The sequence below is a fragment of the Peribacillus sp. NPDC055009 genome (genome assembly GCF_053608705.1).
The window spans coordinates 106686-128983 of record NZ_JBSGVZ010000015.1 but is presented as its reverse complement, the minus strand read 5'-3'; the positions used below and the strand labels follow the sequence as shown (position 1 = coordinate 128983).

The 22298-nt window shown below is 40.4% G+C and carries 19 protein-coding genes; 11 read left to right on the top strand and 8 right to left on the bottom strand.

Annotation, left to right across the window (positions count from 1 at the left end; genetic code table 11):
* Nucleotides 1-340: 340 nt before the first annotated feature.
* The 8 genes from ACWF5P_RS20145 to dnaA all read right to left on the bottom strand — a co-directional run bounded on the left by ACWF5P_RS20145 (nt 341) and on the right by dnaA (nt 10960).
* Nucleotides 341-1393: an HD domain-containing phosphohydrolase gene (locus ACWF5P_RS20145; protein ID WP_434169748.1), complete on the bottom strand. Its 1053-nt coding sequence runs from the start codon at nt 1391-1393 to the stop codon at nt 341-343.
* 389 nt (nt 1394-1782) lie between these two features.
* The gene (gene gyrA, locus ACWF5P_RS20140; RefSeq protein ID WP_434168231.1) at nt 1783-4335 is read right to left on the bottom strand and encodes a DNA gyrase subunit A; all 2553 of its coding nucleotides are present in this window, start codon (nt 4333-4335) and stop codon (nt 1783-1785) included.
* 97 nt (nt 4336-4432) lie between these two features.
* A complete protein-coding gene (gene gyrB, locus ACWF5P_RS20135) occupies nt 4433-6358 on the bottom strand; it encodes a DNA topoisomerase (ATP-hydrolyzing) subunit B (protein ID WP_063577547.1) in 1926 nt (641 codons plus the stop codon).
* A 74-nt stretch (nt 6359-6432) separates the two neighbouring features.
* Nucleotides 6433-6696 carry an extracellular matrix regulator RemB gene (remB, locus tag ACWF5P_RS20130; RefSeq protein WP_101223983.1) on the bottom strand — a complete coding sequence of 88 codons (264 nt, stop codon included), beginning with the start codon at nt 6694-6696 and terminating at the stop codon, nt 6433-6435.
* Nucleotides 6697-6708: 12 nt separating this feature from the next.
* Nucleotides 6709-7827 carry a DNA replication/repair protein RecF gene (gene recF / locus ACWF5P_RS20125; protein ID WP_048687943.1) on the bottom strand — a complete coding sequence of 373 codons (1119 nt, stop codon included), beginning with the start codon at nt 7825-7827 and terminating at the stop codon, nt 6709-6711.
* A gap of 21 nt (nt 7828-7848) precedes the next feature.
* Nucleotides 7849-8061 carry a S4 domain-containing protein YaaA gene (gene yaaA / locus ACWF5P_RS20120; protein ID WP_034316192.1) on the bottom strand — a complete coding sequence of 71 codons (213 nt, stop codon included), beginning with the start codon at nt 8059-8061 and terminating at the stop codon, nt 7849-7851.
* A gap of 220 nt (nt 8062-8281) precedes the next feature.
* Nucleotides 8282-9418: a DNA polymerase III subunit beta gene (dnaN, locus tag ACWF5P_RS20115; RefSeq protein WP_101223982.1), complete on the bottom strand. Its 1137-nt coding sequence runs from the start codon at nt 9416-9418 to the stop codon at nt 8282-8284.
* Nucleotides 9419-9610: 192 nt separating this feature from the next.
* The gene (dnaA, locus tag ACWF5P_RS20110) at nt 9611-10960 is read right to left on the bottom strand and encodes a chromosomal replication initiator protein DnaA (RefSeq protein WP_057914144.1); all 1350 of its coding nucleotides are present in this window, start codon (nt 10958-10960) and stop codon (nt 9611-9613) included.
* 932 nt (nt 10961-11892) lie between these two features.
* On the opposite strand from dnaA, the gene rpmH reads away from it, so the two are divergent.
* The 11 genes from rpmH to ACWF5P_RS20055 all read left to right on the top strand — a co-directional run bounded on the left by rpmH (nt 11893) and on the right by ACWF5P_RS20055 (nt 22286).
* The gene (rpmH, locus tag ACWF5P_RS20105; RefSeq protein WP_034316183.1) at nt 11893-12027 is read left to right on the top strand and encodes a 50S ribosomal protein L34; all 135 of its coding nucleotides are present in this window, start codon (nt 11893-11895) and stop codon (nt 12025-12027) included.
* A gap of 80 nt (nt 12028-12107) precedes the next feature.
* On the top strand, nt 12108-12464 hold the full coding sequence (gene rnpA, locus ACWF5P_RS20100; RefSeq protein ID WP_101223981.1) for a ribonuclease P protein component: 357 nt from the start codon (nt 12108-12110) through the stop codon (nt 12462-12464).
* 172 nt (nt 12465-12636) lie between these two features.
* Nucleotides 12637-13425, top strand: coding sequence for a YidC family membrane integrase SpoIIIJ (gene spoIIIJ, locus ACWF5P_RS20095; protein ID WP_048687953.1), 789 nt, complete (start codon nt 12637-12639; stop codon nt 13423-13425).
* Nucleotides 13422-14042 (top strand): RNA-binding cell elongation regulator Jag/EloR, encoded by a 621-nt coding sequence (gene jag / locus ACWF5P_RS20090; protein ID WP_101223980.1) that lies wholly within the window; start codon nt 13422-13424, stop codon nt 14040-14042. Before spoIIIJ ends, jag begins: the two co-directional genes overlap by 4 nt.
* 332 nt (nt 14043-14374) lie before the next feature.
* Nucleotides 14375-15760: a tRNA uridine-5-carboxymethylaminomethyl(34) synthesis GTPase MnmE gene (gene mnmE, locus ACWF5P_RS20085; RefSeq protein WP_101223979.1), complete on the top strand. Its 1386-nt coding sequence runs from the start codon at nt 14375-14377 to the stop codon at nt 15758-15760.
* A gap of 21 nt (nt 15761-15781) precedes the next feature.
* The gene (gene mnmG, locus ACWF5P_RS20080) at nt 15782-17668 is read left to right on the top strand and encodes a tRNA uridine-5-carboxymethylaminomethyl(34) synthesis enzyme MnmG (protein ID WP_101223978.1); all 1887 of its coding nucleotides are present in this window, start codon (nt 15782-15784) and stop codon (nt 17666-17668) included.
* Between the two features lie 30 nt (nt 17669-17698).
* Nucleotides 17699-18415 (top strand): 16S rRNA (guanine(527)-N(7))-methyltransferase RsmG, encoded by a 717-nt coding sequence (gene rsmG, locus ACWF5P_RS20075; protein WP_101223977.1) that lies wholly within the window; start codon nt 17699-17701, stop codon nt 18413-18415.
* Nucleotides 18416-18793: 378 nt separating this feature from the next.
* Nucleotides 18794-19654 carry a nucleoid occlusion protein gene (gene noc / locus ACWF5P_RS20070; RefSeq protein ID WP_101223976.1) on the top strand — a complete coding sequence of 287 codons (861 nt, stop codon included), beginning with the start codon at nt 18794-18796 and terminating at the stop codon, nt 19652-19654.
* A 262-nt stretch (nt 19655-19916) separates the two neighbouring features.
* Nucleotides 19917-20678, top strand: a complete 762-nt coding sequence (locus ACWF5P_RS20065; protein ID WP_034316249.1) for a ParA family protein — start codon at nt 19917-19919, stop codon at nt 20676-20678.
* The gene (locus tag ACWF5P_RS20060) at nt 20671-21531 is read left to right on the top strand and encodes a ParB/RepB/Spo0J family partition protein (RefSeq protein WP_434168230.1); all 861 of its coding nucleotides are present in this window, start codon (nt 20671-20673) and stop codon (nt 21529-21531) included. The genes ACWF5P_RS20065 and ACWF5P_RS20060 overlap by 8 nt, the downstream gene beginning before the upstream one ends.
* 53 nt (nt 21532-21584) lie before the next feature.
* A complete protein-coding gene (locus tag ACWF5P_RS20055; protein WP_427573207.1) occupies nt 21585-22286 on the top strand; it encodes a DUF554 domain-containing protein in 702 nt (233 codons plus the stop codon).
* Nucleotides 22287-22298 lie beyond the last annotated feature (12 nt).

Below are 22298 nucleotides of genomic sequence, written 5' to 3'. Positions count from 1 at the left end.
AATGTTTGACTTGCTCATTTGCTTTTTTGATAGTGTGTGCTCACTTAAAATTTAACGTTGGCGCTTTGTTTTGTTCAGTTTTCAAAGAGCAATTTATCGTGTTCGTTTAGAAACGACTTTAATAATATATCAACTATATTATTTTTTGTCAACAACTTTTTTTCTTTCGCTGTCGACTTAGTTATTATATCTAGTATCAGGAATAAAAGCAATAGTTATTTTAAAATAAATAATATACATGAATTCATAGATTTCAAATCCTATGACTGTACACCTAATCAAGAAGAAAAAGCATACATTTTAAGAGTAAACTTTTTCTTTGAACTTTATAGTATTTCTTCTATATATAATTCACGATTAATCCTAAATTGATAATTTGTCCACTATCCATCACCTTTATGACCGGTCTTGTTTGCGAGAAGGCATCAATGAAAATGATTTCAGCGATGAATCCATTGTTCAGTTTGACCATGCTTCCTATGGAAAAATTAGCGAAGCTTGATAACAAGGTTTTAACTACCCCAATATCGAATTTACCAAAGTCATCATGTAAGATCATCTCCAATACCTTAAACGGTGATTGTTTCTTTCTATATGTCCTTTCGGAAGTCATGGCGTGAAATACATCTGCAACAGCAATGATTTTTGAGAATAGGTTCATGGGCTTTGTTTTCAATCTTTTGGGATAACCCGTTCCATCTAACCTTCCATGATGCTCTAGAACGGCTAACTTCACACTATCCTTTATGCTTGAACTATCTTTAATCATCTTATAGCTGAAAATAGGATGAGCATGTATCTCCTCATAATCATCCGCTGTCAGGCTTTCCGTTTTATTTAATAACCTTGGTGACAGCTTTGCCATCCCGCAATCTGCCAGACATCCGCCAATTGCCGCTTGGTAGACATCAGCCCTATTGCATTTCATTTTATATGCAATATATCCTCCTATCAATCCAATGGAAATAGCATGATGATATACATATTCTTCTTTAGTGCAATAGTGGTGCAGCATCAAAATGTTTCCTGGTTCCTCTAAATCCTTATCCATAAGGGGAATCATGATTAAACGAATCATGGCCACCTCGACTTCACTGCCCGCCTGCCAATTTTTAAATAATCGTTTATATGTTTCTACTGACTTAAGATACAAATCCGTAAAATCCAATGACTCTTCGATTTCATCCAATTCTGGATCCATTACTTCTTTCGGCAGAAATTTCTTTCCATCAATCAAAGTTTTTTCAACGCTTACCTCTGTTATTAAAAAGGCTTGCAAAGCCTCAATCAATCGCTTGGTCAATATTGTTTTTTCATACATAATGGGGTGGTTCGAAAGACCTCTAATTTCTTTCGAGAGGATGCAGCCTTCAATTAAATAGCGAGTTTTCACTAGCAAAACGTTTCACCTCGGTAGTATTAATGAGTATCATTTTACTTGAAAAATATGGTAAAAACTATCTTTATTATGATTAAATACATAAAAAAATTCAATTCATTAGCAAGCTTATGCGAAGCTAACGAGTCTTTTTACCCATATTATCATTTTGAAATCCGCTAATGCGCAAAAAAAAGACCCAGCTTAATTGCAAGGTCTACAGTTTTTTTACGGTCTATACAATTTGAGCATTGATTTCCTCTACAGGTACTCGCTTTCCCGCAGGAGTCCCGCTCCAATCAACTTTGTTTTAACTTTTGATAGAACCCTTTGCCTTAAAATTCAAAGGGAATTTCAAAAGGGGTTCAGAATTAAAATTCCGAACCCCTTTTTTTATGAAAAGATTATTCTTCCGTATCTTTTTCAGTTTCTTCATTTTCTTCAATTACGGTAGGTTCAGGATCAGAATCCGGATCTAGAGTCGTGACCGTTTCTATATCCATGTCTTTTTCTTCTTCTTCTTCCCTTCCTACGATGGCAACCGTCGAAACATATTCATTATCTGCGGATTCGAGTCGGATGAGCTTAACACCCTGTGTATTACGGCCCGTTTTAGAAATGCCTTCGACTTCCATTCGGATCAATACACCAGCTGCTGTAATCAGCATTAAATCTTCCTCTACACCCGTAACTGTTTTCACAGCTATAAGTTCACCATTTTTCTCAGTGACATTACATGTTTTTATTCCTTTGCCTCCACGGCTTTGAATACGGTATTCCTCCGCAGAGGTCCGTTTTCCATAGCCGTTTTTCGTAACGATCAGGACTTCTTCATCATCTTCAAGAATTTCCATTCCGACAACTTCATCATTCGTCCCTAAGGAAATCCCTTTTACTCCCGCTGCAGTACGTCCCATTGTCCGTACATCCGTCTCAGGGAAACGAATCATCATACCGGACTTCGTTCCAATTATGATCTGTTTCTCTCCATTCGTAAGTCGGACAGAGATCAATTCATCATCTTCACGTAAACCAACGGCAATTAAACCGTTATTACGGATATTTGCAAAAGACGATAAAGGTGTACGCTTTGATATCCCATGTCTGGTCGTAAAGAATAAATACCAATCGTCCGCAAATTCCTTCACAGGTATGATTGCATTGACCCACTCGCCTTTATCGACTTCCAACAGGTTGATAAGCGGCAATCCTTTTGCCGTCCTGCCATATTCAGGTATTTCATATCCTTTTGAACGATAGACTTTACCTTTGTTGGTGAAGAATAATAGAGTGTCATGAGTCGAAGTGGTTAACAAGTGACCGACAAAGTCATCTGTATTCGTGCCCATACCCTGTATTCCGCGCCCCCCGCGTTTTTGACTGCGGTATGTGGTTGCAGGCAAGCGTTTAATATAACCGTTATGCGTAAGTGTCACGATTATATTTTCCTCTGGGATTAAATCTTCATCTTCCAGGCTTTCAAAGCCGGCTAATGTGATTTCAGTTCTCCGTTTATCATCAAAACGTTCTTTAATTTCAAGAAGTTCTTCACGGATAATTTCAAGAACCTTTTCCTCATCAGCAAGAATTGCTTTATATTCTGCAATTATAGCCATTAATGCCTGATATTCATCTTCAATTTTTTCACGTTCCAGACCTGTCAAGCGCTGTAAACGCATATCCAGGATAGCTTGCGCCTGTTTTTCGGAAAGTGAGAATTGTGTCATTAAGCCTTCACGGGCAATATCTGTCGTTTGGGAACTGCGGATCAACGAGATGACTGCGTCCAAATTATCAAGTGCAATACGCAAACCTTCTAAAATATGGGCACGGGCCTCCGCTTTCCGCAGTTCAAATTCAGTCCTGCGACGTATGACTACCTGCTGATGCTCCAAGTAGTAGCGTAGGCATTGTTTTAAATTCAGCACCTTTGGCTGACCGTCCACCAAAGCAAGCAGATTGATTCCGAAGGTGGTCTGCATCGCGGTATGCTTATACAGGTTGTTTAAAAGGACATTCGCATTAACATCCTTTCGAAGCTCCATGACAATACGCATGCCATTGCGATCCGATTCATCGCGTAAGTCGGTGATGCCTTCGATTTTCTTATCTCGGGCAAGTTCTGCAATTTTTTCAATCAATCTTGCTTTATTCACTTGATAAGGGATTTCCTTAACAAGGATTACCTGTTTACCATTCGGTTTCTCTTCAATCTCGACTTTCGCCCGTTGAATGATTGACCCTTTACCGGTTTCATAGGCCTTTCTGATTCCGCTTCTCCCTAAAATCAAACCGGCTGTCGGAAAGTCCGGACCAGGAATATATTCCATCAACTCTGGAATTGTAATTTCAGGATTCTTACTTAAAGCCAATACGCCGTCAATTACCTCACCTAATTGATGGGGCGGAATATTGGTTGCCATTCCTACCGCTATTCCTGATGAACCATTCACCAACAAGTTCGGGAACCGGGCAGGCATGACGGCTGGTTCTCTTTCTGAACCATCGTAGTTATCCTGGAAATTGACCGTATCTTTATTTAAATCGCGGAGTAACTCCATCGAGATTTTAGACATTCTCGCTTCGGTGTACCTCATTGCGGCAGCTTGGTCACCATCGACTGAACCGAAATTCCCATGTCCATCTACAAGCATATAGCGATAGTTAAAAGGCTGCGCCATCCGTACCATCGTTTCATATACTGCCGAATCACCATGCGGGTGATATTTACCGATGACTTCCCCGACAATACGGGCTGATTTCTTAAATGGTTTATCCGAAGTCATTCCAAGATCGTTCATTGCATAAAGAATTCTTCGGTGTACCGGTTTCAAACCGTCCCTTACATCAGGCAAAGCCCGCGACACGATAACGCTCATCGCATAATCCAAAAACGATGTCCGCATCTCGGTACTTATATTTATTTCTTTTACACCTGATCTTTCATTTTCTGACATGGAGCCAACCTCCTATTAAAAGCTTATACTCTCATTTAAATTTAACTGTTCGTGCACTATGTAAAGAACAGGATGTAAAAAGCATCCTGTCAAAAAATCAGATATCAAGATTTTTTACATAAATTGCATTTTCTTCAATGAAGTTACGTCGCGGCTCGACCTTGTCGCCCATCAGCATCTCGAAAGTTTCATCTGCCTCGGCAGCATCTTTCAAACTGACTTGAAGCAGCGTTCTCGTTTCTGGGTTCATGGTCGTTTCCCACAATTGCTCCGGATTCATTTCCCCCAGCCCTTTATAACGCTGCAGGTTAGGCTTTGGAGTACTTGGCAAACTTGCCATGATTTCTTCAAGCTCGCGGTCATTATAAGCATAATCCACTTTTTTCCCTTGCTGAATCTTGAAAAGTGGCGGCTGAGCAATATATATATATCCATACTCGATGATTTTTCGCATATACCGGTAGAAGAATGTCAACATCAGTGTTCTGATATGGGCACCATCCACATCCGCATCGGTCATGATAACAATTTTATGGTATCTGGCTTTTTCAGTATTGAATTCATCACCAATGCCTGTTCCAAGTGCTGTGATGATCGTACCTATTTCTTCATTATGCAGGATTCTGTCCAATCGCGCTTTTTCAACATTCAGGATTTTACCCCTTAGCGGCAAGATAGCTTGGAAATGGCGGTCCCGCCCTTGTTTTGCCGATCCTCCCGCAGAGTTTCCTTCAACGATGTATAATTCGCTGATACTCGGGTCCTTAGAAGAACAATCTGCCAATTTACCTGGTAGATTGGATACTTCCAAAGCACTTTTCCTCCGGGTCAATTCACGTGCTTTCTTCGCAGCCATTCGGGCTCTCGCTGCCATTTGCCCTTTATCTACTATTTTTCGGGCCACGGCAGGATTTTCGTATAAGAAGGCATCAAGTCGTTCCGAAAGAATGGAATCAGTAACCGTTCTTACCTCAGAGTTTCCGAGTTTGGTTTTCGTCTGACCTTCAAATTGCGGATCAGGATGCTTAATCGAAATGATTGCCGTTAAACCTTCCCGGACATCTTCACCTGAGAAATTGGCATCCGCTTCTTTTAAAAGACCATTTTTCCGTGCATAATCATTGATGACACGGGTCAAAGCAGTCTTGAATCCCGATTCATGTGTACCGCCTTCATAGGTATGAATATTATTGGCAAAGGAAAAGACATTGCTGATATAGCTGTCATTATATTGCAAAGCCAATTCAACGGAAATTCCATCTTTCTCGCCTTCCATGAAAATCGGTTCCTCATGCAATACCTCTTTAGAACGGTTCAAATGCTCAACATAAGATTTGATACCGCCCTCATAGTGGAACTCCCTGATTTTTTCTTCTTCTTCACGTTTATCTTCAATGATCAGCTTCAACCCTTTATTCAGGAATGCAAGCTCACGGATTCGTGTGGCTAATGTATCAAAGTCATATTCCAAGGTATCCGTGAAGATTTCACCATCAGGAATGAAGTGTACAGTCGTTCCGGTATGATCGGTTTCCCCGATGATTTTCAAATCTTCCTTTGGGATACCGCGGTTAAATTGCTGATAATGGATTTTACCTTCACGATGAACGTAAACTTCCAATACCGTGGATAAGGCATTAACTACTGATGCCCCCACACCATGCAGACCGCCGGAGACCTTATAACCTCCGCCGCCAAATTTACCGCCCGCATGAAGGACCGTCATGATTACTTCTACAGCTGGGCGTCCCATTTTTTCATGGATCCCCACTGGAATTCCCCGACCATTATCGACTACGGTTATGCTATTGTCTTCTTCAATCGTCACTTTGATTTCCGTACAGAAACCAGCCAGTGCCTCATCAATACTATTATCGACAATTTCCCAAACAAGATGGTGAAGTCCTTTTGCAGAGGTAGTGCCGATATACATCCCCGGACGTTTACGAACTGCTTCTAAGCCTTCTAAAACCTGTATCTGATTCTCATCGTATGCCTGAGCTTGTACTTCTTTTTGTTCCATTGTCATACGTATCACCTACACTTTTCTTTTGGCATTTATCAATTTTCAGGAGTAATTATACGTTTAGCTACAATTCAAAGAATATCTATATCATCGATTAAGAGCGATGGCTGCAGTGAACGCTTTTTCAAAGTGGACGACGCAAGCGGTGAATAATATACCTGTTTGTCCGTCACTACAATCGATTTAACCGAGTTTTTTGCTAAATGGTAAGTTACATCAGACTTTTTCTCCAAAAATTCACTCATGATTGGAGAGGCCTGAAGCAGCTTCTTATCTAAAATGGCTATGACATCGTCCGTTTTCACAAGAATGTCTTCACCAATATGGAGATACATACATTCACCTCATCATTTAACCTTTTTTATACTTCCTTGACTAACATAAAAGGTGGACGCTTCTCTTAGGGTTTGATGATCGATTCCATCAACGGAGGGTGTCGTCACGAATGTTTGCACTTTCCCTTGTATTGTATTCAGTAAATGGGATTGGCGGAAATCGTCAAGTTCCGATAACACATCATCCAATAATAAAATGGGATACTCGCCGATTTCTTCATGGATCAGCTCAATTTCGGCAAGTTTCAAAGACAGGGCCGTCGTTCGCTGTTGTCCTTGTGAACCGTATGTCTGGACATCCCGGTCATTCACAAAAAAAACCAGGTCGTCACGATGAGGACCTACCAGTGTTACACCCCGTTCAATTTCCCTTGTTTTTATTTTATCAAATTTTTCTGTGTATACTTCTATCATTTTCGTCAAATCCATAGATTCTGATACATCAAGCGACGGTTTATATTGGATTTTCAATACTTCTAGATTTCTGGAGATCCCCGAATGAATCGGCTCTGCCCATTGCTGGAGCTTTAAAAGAAACTCGTATCTTCTTTCGACAATTTTCGCTGCATACTGAATAAATTGATCGGTCAGCACGTCAAGCATCGTCGTATCCGTTTGTTTTCGGGTCTGCAGAAGCTTTAAGTAATGATTTCTTTGTTGAAGTATTTTATGATATTGGCTCATATCATGAAGGTATACGGGAGAAACCTGGCCAATTTCCATATCTATAAAACGGCGTCTGACTAGAGGACTTCCCTTTACAAGGTTTAGATCCTCAGGCGCAAACATGACCACATTCATATTTCCGACATATTGACTTAACTTTCTTTGTTCAATATGGTTGCACTTCGCCTTTTTCCCTTTTTTTGAAATGGTCAGCTCAAGTGGTATTGAGGTATTTCTCTTTCTAACTCTTCCCTCTATTTTAGCATACTCTTCATCCCAGCGAATAAGTTCTTTATCATTTGAGGTGCGATGAGATTTTGCCATTGCTAAAACAAAAATAGATTCCATGACATTTGTTTTTCCTTGAGCATTTTCGCCGAGGATTACATTGACTTTATTCTCAAAAGTCAGATTCAATTCGGTATAGTTGCGGTAATTTTTCAAACTTATATTTTCAATATACATATTCCGCTCTTCCCTTATGTTTTAGCTTGTAATTGTGTAGGTGCCAAATCCAGGAATCTCTATTTTATCACCTGATCTTAATTTTCTGCCTCTTCTCACGTCTAATTCGCCATTAATGTAAACCTCGTATTCACTTAAGAACCATTTCGCCATTCCGCCGCTTTGGATTAAATCGGCCAATTTCAGGAATTGTCCAAGCGTAATATATTCAGTATTGATTTTTATGGAGTCCATTTCATGCCTCACTCATTTCTAAGTAGTCTTTAATATTTCATTTTACTAAATTAATCCCATTAAGACAAAGTATAGCTTTTTCAGTTCTTATTTTTAGCGATTCACCGTTCCGTACAGCATTAAAAAAACGCCAAGAACCCTTTGGAAACCTATGTTTAAATATAAAAAAATTAAAGACCTGCTATACAAGCCTTTAATTTTTTTGAAATATTATTTTAGCTTAATAAGTTCTTACTGGGAGAATTAATTGCAGCATGGAATCATCATGTAGCGGACGAATGACAAACGGACGCATTGCCCCTGTGAAATTAATTTTTATATCGGAACCTTCCAATGCCTTTAGAGCATCCATTACAAATTTGGCACTGAATGAGATTTTCAGGTCTTCACCTTCAATGGCTTCTGCCTGAACCTCTTCAATTACTTTACCAATTTCAGGAGTATTGGAAGAGACTTCGATGATACGACCTTCCAGGGTTGTCAATTTGACGACATTATTTCTTCCTTCTCTCGCCAATAAAGAAGCCCTGTCGATCGCTTGCAGGAAATCCTTGGTGTGAACAGTCACATCGGTTTTGCTATCTGATGGAATCAAGCGTGATGTATCAGGGTAATTCCCTTCAAGAAGTCTTGAGAAGAATAATAAATTTTCAGCTTTGAAAAGTACTTGGTTTTCGGTAATGACGATTTCAATGAGTTCGTTTGTATCATCAAGGATCTTACTTAACTCATTCAAACTTTTACCTGGGATGACAACGCTATAGGTCCCGTTAATTTTATTTTCTATTTTGGCTGTCCTCATTGCAAGCCTATGACTATCTGTTGCAATACAGGTCAATTCGTCATCTTGAACCTTCAAGTTTACACCTGTTAAGATGGGGCGTGTTTCTGACGTGGACACTGCAAAGCCAGTTTGTCTGATAAGGGTCTTTAAAAGGTCCGTTGGAAGTTTGAAAATATTTTCTTCTTCAATGATCGGAAGATGTGGATATTCCTCAGGATCCAGTCCATTTAGATTAAACTCAGCTTTTCCAGAGCGAATAATCGTTTGGAAGTTGTTCTCCACTTCAATTTCTACAGTATCCATCGGCAGCTTTTTGACAATTTCACTGAAAAAACGGGCATTCAGGACAATACCGCCGCTGCTTTTAACTTCAACGATTTCATCTCCGTCAACCTCAGCCGGAATGAATGATTGGATGGAGATATCAGAATCACTTCCTGTTAGAGTGACACCCTCACTAGTAACGCTTATTTTTATCCCCGTTAGAATCGGAATCGTCGTCCTTGATGTGACTGCTTTCATTACTTCTTGGACACTATGAACTAATCGATCTCTTTGGATTATAAATCTCATGTTTCATCCTCCAATTTTTTATTGCCGAATAGGCATATTTATTAATAATTTTTATTAAAAAAGATAGTAGTAATAGTAGTAGGGCCTGTTGATATGTGGATAAGTCCACTCAACCTAAGGAAAAACAGTCTATCCACATGTGGACAGACTGTGTGTAAGTAGTCGTCAGTTATTCACATTATCCAGAATCCATTATACCCTCAGCTGGTCCTGGATTTCTTTAACCTGACGTTGAAGCTGGGTGTCCGTTTGCATGAGTTTGGAGATTTTTTCATGCGCATGGATAACGGTCGTATGATCGCGACCTCCAAATTCATCACCTATCTTGGGCAGGGATGAGTCCGTCAACTCCCTGGAAAGATACATGGCGATCTGTCTCGGAAAGGCCACGGATTTAGTCCGTTTTTTCGCCTTGAAATCCTCAAGTTTGACACTATAATGTTCACCGACCGTTTTCTGGATTTCCAAGATGGTGATTATTTTAGGTTTTGAGCTAGGGATGATATCTTTTAATGCTTCAGCTGCCAAATCGGCATTTATATCCTTATTAATCAATGAAGAATAAGCGACGACACGAATAAGTGCACCCTCAAGCTCACGAATATTGGAATCGATTTGATTGGCGATATAGAGCATGACTTCGTTCGGGATATCAAGACCCTCAGCTTTTGCCTTTTTACGCAATATGGCAATCCGCGTTTCTAGATCAGGTGGCGTGATATCCGTGATCAAGCCCCACTCAAACCTTGAACGGAGGCGATCCTCTAGTGTAGGTATCTCTTTTGGCGGGCGGTCACTCGAGATGACGATTTGTTTGCTTTCTTCATGCAACGCATTGAATGTATGGAAAAACTCTTCTTGAGTTTGTTCTTTTCCCGCAAGGAATTGAATATCATCAATTAATAAAACATCCACGCTTCGATATCTATCACGGAATTCCCCAGCTTTATTGTCCCGGATCGAGTTGATGAATTCATTCGTGAACTTTTCAGACGATAAATAAACGACCTTCGCATTCGGATTATGCTCTAGAACATAATGCCCGATTGCATGCATTAAATGAGTTTTTCCAAGGCCGACGCCCCCGTAAATGAATAAGGGATTATAGGCTTTGGCCGGAGCTTCTGCGACAGCGAGAGACGCGGCATGGGCAAAACGATTGCCGGAGCCGATGACAAATGTATCGAATGTATTTTTCGCATTAAGCATATGCTGTGGAAATGCAGCATGCTCTTTATCCTGCTTTTTTATCTTTTTAGGCTGAACAGGAACGGTAAAATCATCATCTTCTTGATTGGGGGGAATGATGAATTTTGCTTCCAATTCCTCACCGGTAAGTTCAAACAATACATCGGAAATAAGATGGGAATAGCGTTCTTCAAGCCAATCCCTGGCAAATTCATTGGGAGCGGTGACTGTTAAAGTATCACCTTGCAGTAAATAGGCCTTGGTTGATTTAAGCCAAGTCTCAAAGCTTGGTTTACTGATTTTTTTTTCGATTTTTCCGAGCGCCTGGTTCCAGAGGCTATCGATGTTATCCAAACTTATCCCTCCTTTGCAAAATATTTTTAATAATTGTATCTAAATGTATAGGCACAAATAAACTCATCGATTGCCGTCTTTATATTAATTTTGACAGCAAAGGTTCGGTGAGCTGTATTAAGGGATTTTTGTGTTGTGTAATGAAGTGCCTAAAAACTATATCTTGCGCTGTACAACCTTTGTACAGACTACATCTGGTGAGCCAGAGTAGATTTGAATGTTTATTCATCAACAGGTATTTTAAGAAATATATAATAAAGAAGAAAAAAGGGTTTTCGACAATATCCACCATCTGTGGACAGATTAATATACACAGGTCGGATAAACTATCCACAAGTTATTCACAGTCTGTGGATAAACCTTACCTGTTGATAAAGTTATTCAGAGTGAAAACACAAATATAATATCAGAAATTCAGGCGTCTTGCAATGGGTTAGAAAACTTTATCCACAACTTACCGAGCTTGTGGGAAAAACTTTTCCACAGGCCATTGTTATGTGCAAAAGTCCATGAAATGGGATGTGGATAGAAAAAAACATGTCGAAATTTATCCACAGACCGTGATTATCGGCTGAACTAATTTGTTTTGAACGAAGTTGTTCAAGCCGAAAGTACTGCATGGGACAGATCGAAAGATGATTCACGTCCATTCTTATTATTTGTCGAATGTTGTTTCGATCAAGGAAGGATTCATTGCGAATCTCATATTTGTGCTCATGGATAAAATGATGGAAATTTGCCTTTCCCCAAAAATTTCTATATCAGTTCGGAGCAAAATCATTTACAATAGGCTAGGTAGTAAAAAAAGGCCAACTGGACATTGAGCATTAAAAAAGAAATATTTTTATGGATGAGGTTGACAAGTAGAAACCTCCATCTATATAATTGTAAAGACTGTCTTTAACTGTTATTCCTCAGGGAGGTGTCATATAATGAAAAGAACTTATCAACCGAATAACCGCAAACATAGTAAAGTTCACGGTTTCCGTGCACGTATGAGCACGAAAAACGGACGTAGAGTAATCGCTGCACGTCGCCGTAAGGGCAGAAAAGTATTATCTGCATAGACCACTGAAAAGTCTCAGTGGTCTTTTTTCGCAAAATAAGGGATTTACTGAGACTCAATTCATGTAATGAAGGTGTAAAAATGAAAAAAAAGTTAAGGATTAAGAAAGAGGACGAATTTCAGCTTGTGTTTAAAAAAGGTGAATCTTCTGCTAATCGGCAATTCGTTGTCTATGTCCTTGAAAAGCCAGGTCAGGATTATTTTCGGATCGGCCTTTCAGTCAGTAAAAAAATCGGGAACGCCGTTGTAAGGAACCAAATCAAAAGATACATACGGCAAGCGTTTTTGGAATTGAAAGAAGATATAGAAGAGGGTAAGGATTATATTGTGATTGCTCGAAAACCAGCGGCGGAGATGGACTTTAGCCAGGTGAAAAGCAGCTTGATCCATGTCCTTAAACGTTCTAAATCACTAAACTTTAAAATGAAAAAACAATAAAGTCCCCTTAATATCGAATAAGCACTCCTCGGATCATGTTACTTGAGAAAGATGACATAGAAAATCCCGATTGTAACTGTGGAAAAAGTGGATTACTTTTCCTTGAAATCTTCTATCAAACAGTTCACAATTGTTTCAAAAAAGATTGATTGAAGTTAGGAGGAAATTACGGTTGAAAAAACGAATATTACTCATTATTGGACTAGCCTCGATAATGATGTTGTTAGCAGGGTGTACGGAAATTAAAGAACCTATTACTGCGGATAGTGAAGGTTTTTGGAATTCATACATTGTCTATCCATTATCAGCCCTGATCATCTGGCTTTCTGAAGCATTTGGCGAGAACTATGGTTTGGGAATCATCGGTGTTACACTAATCATTCGCTTAGCGTTACTTCCATTAATGATTAAACAGGTGAAAAGCTCGAAAGCCATGCAGGCCATTCAGCCTGAAATGAAAGAACTTCAAGCAAAATACAGCTCAAAAGATGCTGCCACACAACAAAAACTACAGCAAGAAACAATGGCTCTATTTTCAAAATATAATGTGAATCCATTGGCGGGATGTTTGCCGATATTGGTGCAAATGCCGATTTTGATCGGATTTTACCATGCAATCAGCCGTACGGAAGAAATTGCTTTACATAGTTTTCTTTGGTTTGATTTAGGTTCCCCGGATCCTTATTATATTTTGCCGGTCGTTGCAGGTATCACGACTTTCATCCAGCAAAAGATGTCCATGGTAGGAATGAACTCCAATCCACAAATGGCGGCACAAATGACGATGATGCTTTACATCATGCCAATCATGATTGTTGTATTTGCTATTAATTTCCCCGCTGCTCTTTCTCTTTACTGGGTAGTTGGTAACATTTTTGGTATCGTTCAAACATATTTCATCAAAGGTCCGGATCTTAGAAAAGCAGCTGCGGAAAACGCGGGAGGGGCAAAGAAAAAGTGAAAAAAGTGACTGCTACAGGACAATCTGTCGAAGAAGCAGTAAATTTAGCTTTAGCTCAATTGAACAGCACTAAGGATCGCGTGGAGATTGAAATAGAAGATGAAGGCAAAAAAGGATTTTTTGGTTTATTTGGTGCAAGGAAGGCAATCGTCCATGTGACGTTGCCTCCGGATCCCATTGAAGAGACACTTGGATTTTTGAAGAATGTCAGCGTGGAAATGGGAGTCAATGCACAAATTGATGTCACCCGTAAAGGTAAGAATGTAACATTCCATTTATCAGGTGATAAAATTGCCTTATTGATTGGAAAAAGGGGTCAAACACTAAATTCACTTCAGTATTTAGCACAGCTGGTAGCAAATCGATATTCGAAGCAGTTTTTGAATATTACTGTAGATGCAGAAGATTATCGAAATCGCCGCAATGACACCTTAATCCAATTGGCCGAAAGAATGGCAAATAAAGCCTTGAAAACAGGTAAAGCTGTTTCACTTGAGCCGATGCCATCCTATGAACGAAAGGTCATCCATAATGCTCTCCTGGATTATCCAAAAATAAAAACGACTTCGAGTGGGACGGAACCATATCGCCACTTAGTCATTACTCCACTTAAATGAACCTTCTGCTTTTAAGCAGGGGTTCTTTTTTTTAGGCCTGCTATCAATGTGTGTCGAATATTTTTTTACAAAGTATCAATTCAACAATAAGTGACATATTTCTTTATATATTCTTGATCCGTAAAGGGATGCGGACGATATTTGTTATTCACATGTGGATAAGTTAAAATGAATGTTACAGAATATGGATTAATGGCATGTGGATAACTCTCGAGAGGAAGGAGTATCTACTTTTTTTCATCTATATACTATGGTATTGTAGTAATTTAGGGATTCGACGATTTTGTTATCAGAATAAAAAATAGAAACATCAATATATAAGAGGTGAAAGCATGGAATTCGATACAATCACCGCTATCTCTACTCCCTTAGGGGAAGGGGCAATCGCCATCGTTAGGATCAGCGGTGATGAGGCCATAGAAATAGCCGACAGGATCTTTAAAGGGCCAGGTGGAAAAGGATTGCTTGATGTGAAATCACACACGATTCATTATGGCCACCTTATCCAGCCTAAAACAGGTGAAATCATAGAGGAAGTCATGGTTTCGGTCATGATGGGTCCAAAGACATTTACAAGGGAAGATGTAGTTGAAATAAATTGTCACGGTGGAATCGTTTCGGTCAATCGGGTATTGCAGCTCATTCTCTCACAAGGTGCTCGTTTAGCGGAACCTGGTGAATTCACGAAACGGGCTTTTTTGAATGGCAGGATCGATCTTTCGCAAGCTGAGGCCGTTATGGATTTAATCCGCGCTAAAACGGATAAAGCGATGAATGTTGCATTAGGTCAAATGGAAGGCCGGCTTTCGAAATTAATCCAAAACCTGCGACAAGAAATTTTACAGACCCTCGCACAAGTCGAGGTTAATATAGATTATCCGGAATATGATGATGTCGAAGAAATGACGCATCGTTTATTTTTGGAAAAGGGCAGTTATGTGAAGAATGAAATAGAGAAGCTACTTCACACGGCCCAACAGGGCAAGATACTTAGGGATGGGCTTGCGACCGTTATCATAGGGCGCCCTAATGTCGGAAAATCTTCTTTGCTTAACAGCTTAGTTCATGAAAATAAAGCGATTGTCACTGATATTCCAGGTACAACACGTGACGTAATTGAAGAGTATGTCAATGTTCGCGGTGTACCGCTTAAACTTGTCGATACAGCAGGAATTCGCGAAACGGAAGATATTGTTGAACGAATTGGAGTTGAACGGTCTCGTGCAGTATTAAAAGAGGCTGATTTAATATTGCTTGTATTGAACTATTCGGATGATTTCACTGCCGAAGATGAGAAACTGTTTCAAGCGGTTGAGGGTATGGATGTTATCGTTATCATCAATAAAACCGACCTTCCACAAAAAATCGATATGGCAAAGGTTAAGGAAAAGGCGGCATCCCATAAAGTTGTTTCCACCTCATTACTAGAGGATCGAGGAGTCGATGAATTGGAAGAAGCCATCGCTTCTTTATTTTTTGAAGGTTCTTTAGAAACGGGAGATCTGACGTATGTTTCCAATGCCAGGCATATAGCTTTGCTTGGACAGGCATTACAGTCTATTGAAGATGCAATCGATGCTATTGAAATGGGTACGCCGGTTGATTTGGTTCAAATCGATTTCACGAAAGCCTGGGAGCTACTTGGAGAAATCATTGGCGAAAGCGTTCAGGATAATTTGATCAACCAATTGTTCTCTCAATTTTGTTTAGGAAAATAAGCGTAAAAGGAGGAAAAGGATATGCAATACGAAGCAGGTAGCTATGATGTCATTGTTATTGGTGCCGGTCATGCTGGCAGTGAGGCAGGCCTTGCAGCTGCAAGAGTAGGAGCTAAAACGTTGATGATCACCATTAACTTGGATATGGTCGCCTTTATGCCATGCAATCCCTCCGTTGGCGGGCCGGCAAAAGGGATAGTCGTTAGGGAAATTGACGCTTTAGGCGGTGAAATGGGAAGAAATATCGACAAGACCCATATTCAAATGAGGATGCTCAATACGGCAAAAGGTCCGGCTGTTCGTGCGCTGCGGGCGCAGGCAGATAAATTTCTCTATCAACAAGAAATGAAAAAGACGATAGAAGACCAAGAAAATTTGACATTGATTCAAGGAATGGTAGAGGAATTAATTGTTGAAAACGACGTATGTACGGGTGTCATCACTAAAACAGGCGCGGTTTACCGTGCGAAAACAGTCGTAATCACGACGGGAACATATTTACGCGGTGAAATCATTTTAGGGGAATTGAAATATTCAAGCGGCCCAAATAATCAGCAGCCTTCCATCAGGCTTTCTGAGCATTTAGAGCAGTTAGGATTTGACTTGGTCCGTTTTAAAACAGGAACGCCGCCACGTGTGAATAGCTCTTCCATAGATTACAGCAAAACGGAAATTCAGCCTGGCGATGAAGTGCCACGCGCATTTTCTTATGAAACGACAAAGTTCATAACGGATCAATTGCCATGCTGGTTAACGTACACGAATGAGGGGACACATCAGCTCATTGATGAAAATCTGCACCGTTCGCCAATGTATTCCGGAATGATAAAAGGAACCGGACCGCGTTATTGTCCATCGATAGAAGATAAAGTCGTTCGTTTTAATGATAAACCACGGCATCAGATCTTCCTGGAGCCTGAAGGCCGTAATACAAAGGAAGTTTATGTGCAAGGTTTATCCACCAGTCTGCCTGAAGATGTACAAGTGAAAATCCTGCAAACAATTCCAGGACTTGAAAAGGCGGAAATGATGCGTGCTGGATATGCAATTGAATATGATGCTATCGTTCCTACGCAGCTATGGCCCACACTTGAAACGAAGAAAATCAAAAATCTGTATACTGCTGGCCAAATTAACGGGACATCCGGCTACGAGGAAGCAGCAGGACAAGGGTTGATGGCCGGTATTAATGCAGGATTGAATGCAATGGGTAAAGAAGAACTGATTTTAAGCCGTTCGGATGCCTATATTGGTGTTCTCATTGATGATCTTGTGACGAAAGGTACGAATGAACCATACCGTTTGCTGACTTCACGTGCAGAATACCGTTTATTATTGCGCCATGATAATGCCGATTTACGCTTAACGGAAATTGGATTCAATATCGGGATGATCAAAGAAGAACGCTACAATCGTTTCCTTATGAAAAAAGAAGCGGTTGAAATGGAAAAGGAACGACTGAAAACAAACTTCATCAAACCGACCAAAGAGGTTCAAGAAGTCATTACTGCAAGCGGCGGCAGTGAGTTGAAGGATGGAATCCGTGCCTCCGATTTATTGAAACGGCCTGAAATGGATTATTCCCACATTCAGAAGTTGGCGCCAAGTGATGTCGAACTGAGCGATGAAGTGACGGAACAGGTCGAAATCCAGATCAAGTATGAAGGATATATCGAAAAATCCTTGCAGCAAGTCGATCGCCTGAAAAAAATGGAGAATAAAAAGATTCCAGAGAATATCGATTATGATGCAATTTCTGGTCTTGCAACGGAAGCACGTCAAAAATTAAAGCAGGTCCACCCGCTATCAGTAGCTCAGGCTTCAAGAATTTCAGGTGTGAATCCCGCTGATGTTTCCATTTTGCTTGTTTATTTGGAACAAGGTAAGATCGCCAGAGTATCTCAGTAATGGAAATACCCGAAAAGGATTGAAGCAGACATGAATATTGAACAGTTCCAACAAGCACTGCTGGAGAAAGGAATCGAGCTTTCTCCTCAACAGCTTGATCAGTTTGACACTTATTATCGATTATTGGTGGAATGGAACGAAAAGATGAACTTAACAGCCATCACTGATAAAGAAGAAGTTTATCTGAAGCATTTTTATGATTCAATCAGTGCAGCCTTCTATTTTGACTTTAATAAATCATATCGAATTTGCGATGTTGGGGCTGGAGCTGGATTTCCGAGTATTCCATTGAAGATTTGTTTCCCTGATATCCACGTCTCGATTGTGGATTCCTTGAATAAGCGAATTTCTTTTTTGAATCACCTTGCGGATTCCTTGCAATTAAAGGGAGTTTCCTTCTATCATGACCGGGCTGAAACCTTCGCCCAAAAACCGGAGCATCGCGAATCCTATGATATTGTCATGGCGAGGGCGGTAGCCAGGATGTCCGTTTTAAGTGAACTATGTTTGCCGCTTGTTAAACCGGATGGGACTTTCATTGCCATGAAAGCGGCTAGTGCACAAGATGAAATGGACACTGGGAAGAAGGCCATTTTTACGTTAGGCGGAGAAATCGAAGAAATTCATCCTTTCACATTGCCAGAGGAAAATAGTGAAAGAAACATCATTACTGTAAAAAAAGTGAAGAAGACTCCTAAAAAGTACCCGAGAAAACCAGGGACACCAAATAAACAGCCTATTGAATAATCCTTGAAAGAGGAGTATGTTTTCATAGTAAGCGCAGATGATTCAGATATATGGCTGGTACTTGCCCTTATTTTCTTTTACTATAAATGTATGAACTTATTATTTTCACTCAATACTGCATTTGCTAGCAAAAAGACATTTAGGTACATGTTAAAACGTGTGCCCTGTGCTGGCTGATTCAGGGAAATAGTCTAGGGCATGCCGGCCGATATTCATAATAACCGGCCTTCCATTCCTCATTATTGCCTTGATGGCGCCAGTCGACATGTTTTTTACAGTGAAGGGCCATATGTATAACCATGTCGGGAAATGTATGCAGGACTTGTCCTTTAAATAGAGAATATGTTATTTGGGAGTTTTAAAAGGTGGTGTAGGAAGATGAAGCATCCTTTTTCGCGGTTCTTTGGGTTTGGCGAAAAAGAAGAAGAGCAACTAGAGATGGAGACACCTAGCAATAATAATGAAGAGATAAGAAAAATTTCCATTTCTGATATTGTGCCTAATCGATTTCAACCAAGGACCGTTTTTAATGACGATAAAATTGCTGAATTGGCTCAAACGATTCATACTCATGGGATCATTCAACCAATTGTAGTAAGGGCTTATGGTCAGGGAAAATATGAAATCATTGCAGGTGAGCGACGTTTCCGGGCCATGCAAAAGCTTGGCTGGGAATTGGCACCTGCTATAATCAAGGATTTCACCGATACAGAAACGGCTTCCGTCGCGCTGATAGAAAACCTTCAGCGTGAAGAACTGACACCGATTGAAGAAGCTTTGGCTTACGGAAAACTATTGGAGCTGCATAGTTTAACCCAAGAAGCTCTGGCACAAAGACTGGGAATAGGTCAGTCTACCGTGGCGAATAAGCTTCGGCTGCTTAAGCTGCCACAGGAGGTTCAGGATGCACTTCTTCAAAAGCAAATTACGGAACGCCATGCCCGCTCGTTGATACCGTTAAAGAGTCCTGAAAAGCAGCTTAAACTGCTTGTGGAAATCATCGAAAAAGGGTTGAACGTCAAGCAGACCGAAGAGCAGGTCGTCAAGCTCCTGACGGGTACTGTGCAGAAGCCGAAACCTAAGCGAAAAGCGTTTAGTAAAGACATGAGGATTGCCGTGAATACCATACGCCAATCACTCAATATGGTTACAGACAATGGAATAAATTTGGATGCAGAGGAAGAAGAATTCGAGGAGTATTATCAGTTCACGATTAAAATACCCAAGAAAAAAACTTGATTCCCTATCCTTAGCCCGCTTGGTAGTCTTCGATTACCAAGCTTTTTTATTTCTCTCCAAAACTGGAATTTTCCTCCTTGAAAACATTCAACTTTCCCCGGATTTTTAATGCTTTTAAGTGTATTTGAAATTTTAAGAGGAATTTCAGAAAACGATTTCTTCCAGTAACATTCATGATAAAATAGAAAGAAATAAATGGATTTACGGTACAAATCAATAGATTTATATAGAGTGATGAAGATAGTTGAAAGCAGGTGAATTCGTGGGGAAGATTCTCGCCATTGCCAATCAAAAGGGCGGTGTTGGAAAAACGACAACTTCTGTCAGTCTAAGTGCTTGTCTTGCATATATAGGACAGAAAGTCTTAATGGTCGATATTGACCCGCAGGGAAATGCGACAAGCGGTGCAGGTATCGACAAGGCAGATGTGGAACAATGTATTTATGATGTATTGGTTGATGATGTCGAGGCCAGTACCGTTATCATGGAAACAAAGGTAGAAAACCTATATGCCATACCTGCGACAATTCAACTTGCAGGTGCAGAAATTGAACTGGTTCCAACCATCTCAAGGGAAGTCCGATTAAAAAGGGCATTAGAAGAGGTGCAAAGCCAATATGATTACATTGTGATTGACTGCCCTCCGTCATTGGGGTTGCTTACGCTTAATGCCTTAACGGCTGCTGATGCAGTTTTGATTCCGGTACAATGTGAATATTATGCATTGGAAGGTTTGAGTCAGCTGTTGAATACGGTCCGCCTCGTCCAAAAGCATTTGAACCATGATTTGAAAATCGAGGGTGTGCTTTTGACGATGTTGGATGCAAGAACAAATCTAGGTCTCCAGGTCATAGAAGAAGTAAAAAAATACTTTCAGGATAAAGTCTATCAAACCATCATTCCCCGCAATGTCCGTTTGAGTGAGGCACCGAGCCATGGAGAACCGATAATTATATATGATCCAAAGTCACGTGGGGCGGAGGTCTATCTAGAACTGGCAAAGGAAGTGGTATCAAATGGCTAAAGGACTTGGCAAAGGACTTAACGCACTTTTCAACAGTGGGGAGATCAGTAAAGATGAAATCGTGCGCGAAATCAAAGTAAGGGAATTAAGGCCAAATCCTTATCAGCCCCGAAAGAGCTTTCGGCTTGAAGCTATAGAGGAATTAAAGCAATCCATCATGGAACACGGGATATTACAGCCGATTATTGCCCGGGAAAGCATTAAGGGCTATGAAATCGTGGCTGGGGAAAGGCGTTACCGTGCTGCCAAGGAAGCAGGTTTAAAGACAGTTCCGGTCGTTGTGAGGAAATTGAGCGAACAGCAGATGATGGAACTGGCGATTTTGGAAAACCTGCAACGGGAGGATTTGAATCCGATCGAGGAAGCCGTCGCTTACCAAACACTTCTTGAAAAATTGGATTTTACCCAGGAGCAGTTGGCCAATCGGCTGGGTAAAAGCAGGCCCCATATAGCAAACCATGTTAGATTACTTTCTTTGCCTGAAGGGATTAGGAGATATATCTCCGATGGGGAAATTTCCATGGGTCATGGACGGGCATTGCTAGGTTTAAAGAAAAAAGAGTTGCTTAACCCGGTAGTGGATAAAATCCTCAAAGAAGGTATGAATGTCAGACAGCTAGAGCAATATATACATCAATTGAATGATACCGTTTCACGTGAAACCAAAACTAAGAAACAAGAGAAAAAAGATATATTCATAAAGCAACGGGAGACAAGTCTGCGTGAAAGACTAGGAACGAGCGTAACGATAAAACAAAGCAAGAAAAAAGGAAAAATAGAAATAGAATTCTTTTCAAAAGAAGATTTAGAGAGAATTTTGAACTTGATTGATCAAGAGAACCTTTCCTCTTAGTTTTCCTTTATGAAAAGATCGTGACGACTTATGCAGAAAATTAGGTGGATGAGATGGTATTATTAGGGGCCTTGGTGAATGGTGCCTGCATTTTAATCGGTTCGATTTTAGGAAGGTTTTTACAACATATACCTGAAAAGATAAAAGAAACGGTCATGAGCGGCATTGGTTTGGCTGTCATGGTCTTAGGTTTACAGATGGGATTTAAAAGCGATAATTTCCTTGTTGTCATTTTAAGTATTGTCGGAGGGGCTGTCCTTGGTGAATGGTTGAATCTTGAGGGTAGGCTTAATTCTTTAGGCAATTGGCTTGAACGCAGGATGAAAGCGAAGGAAGGAACTTCGATATCCCAGGGGTTTGTAACGGCTACACTCATATTTGGCATTGGGGCGATGGCCATTATTGGTGCCCTGGATAGCGGCATCCGGAATGATCATGATGTTTTGATAACAAAAGCGATCATCGATGGATTTACTGCATTGGTCCTCGCCAGCACGCTCGGCATAGGTGTACTTTTTTCAGCATTTCCGATCATTCTATATGAGGGGTTAATGGCGATTTTTTCAAGGCAGATCAATACGATGGTCCCAACTGCTTTAATGGATTCCTTCATATTGGAAATGACGGCAACTGGGGGAGTCATGATTTTGGCAATTGGTTTGAATATTATCGGTGTCACCAAAATAAGGGTGGCGAATCTGCTTCCAGGCATAATGATCACCGCTATTCTGGTTACTTTCATGTATTATGTATAAAAAAGAAGGAAG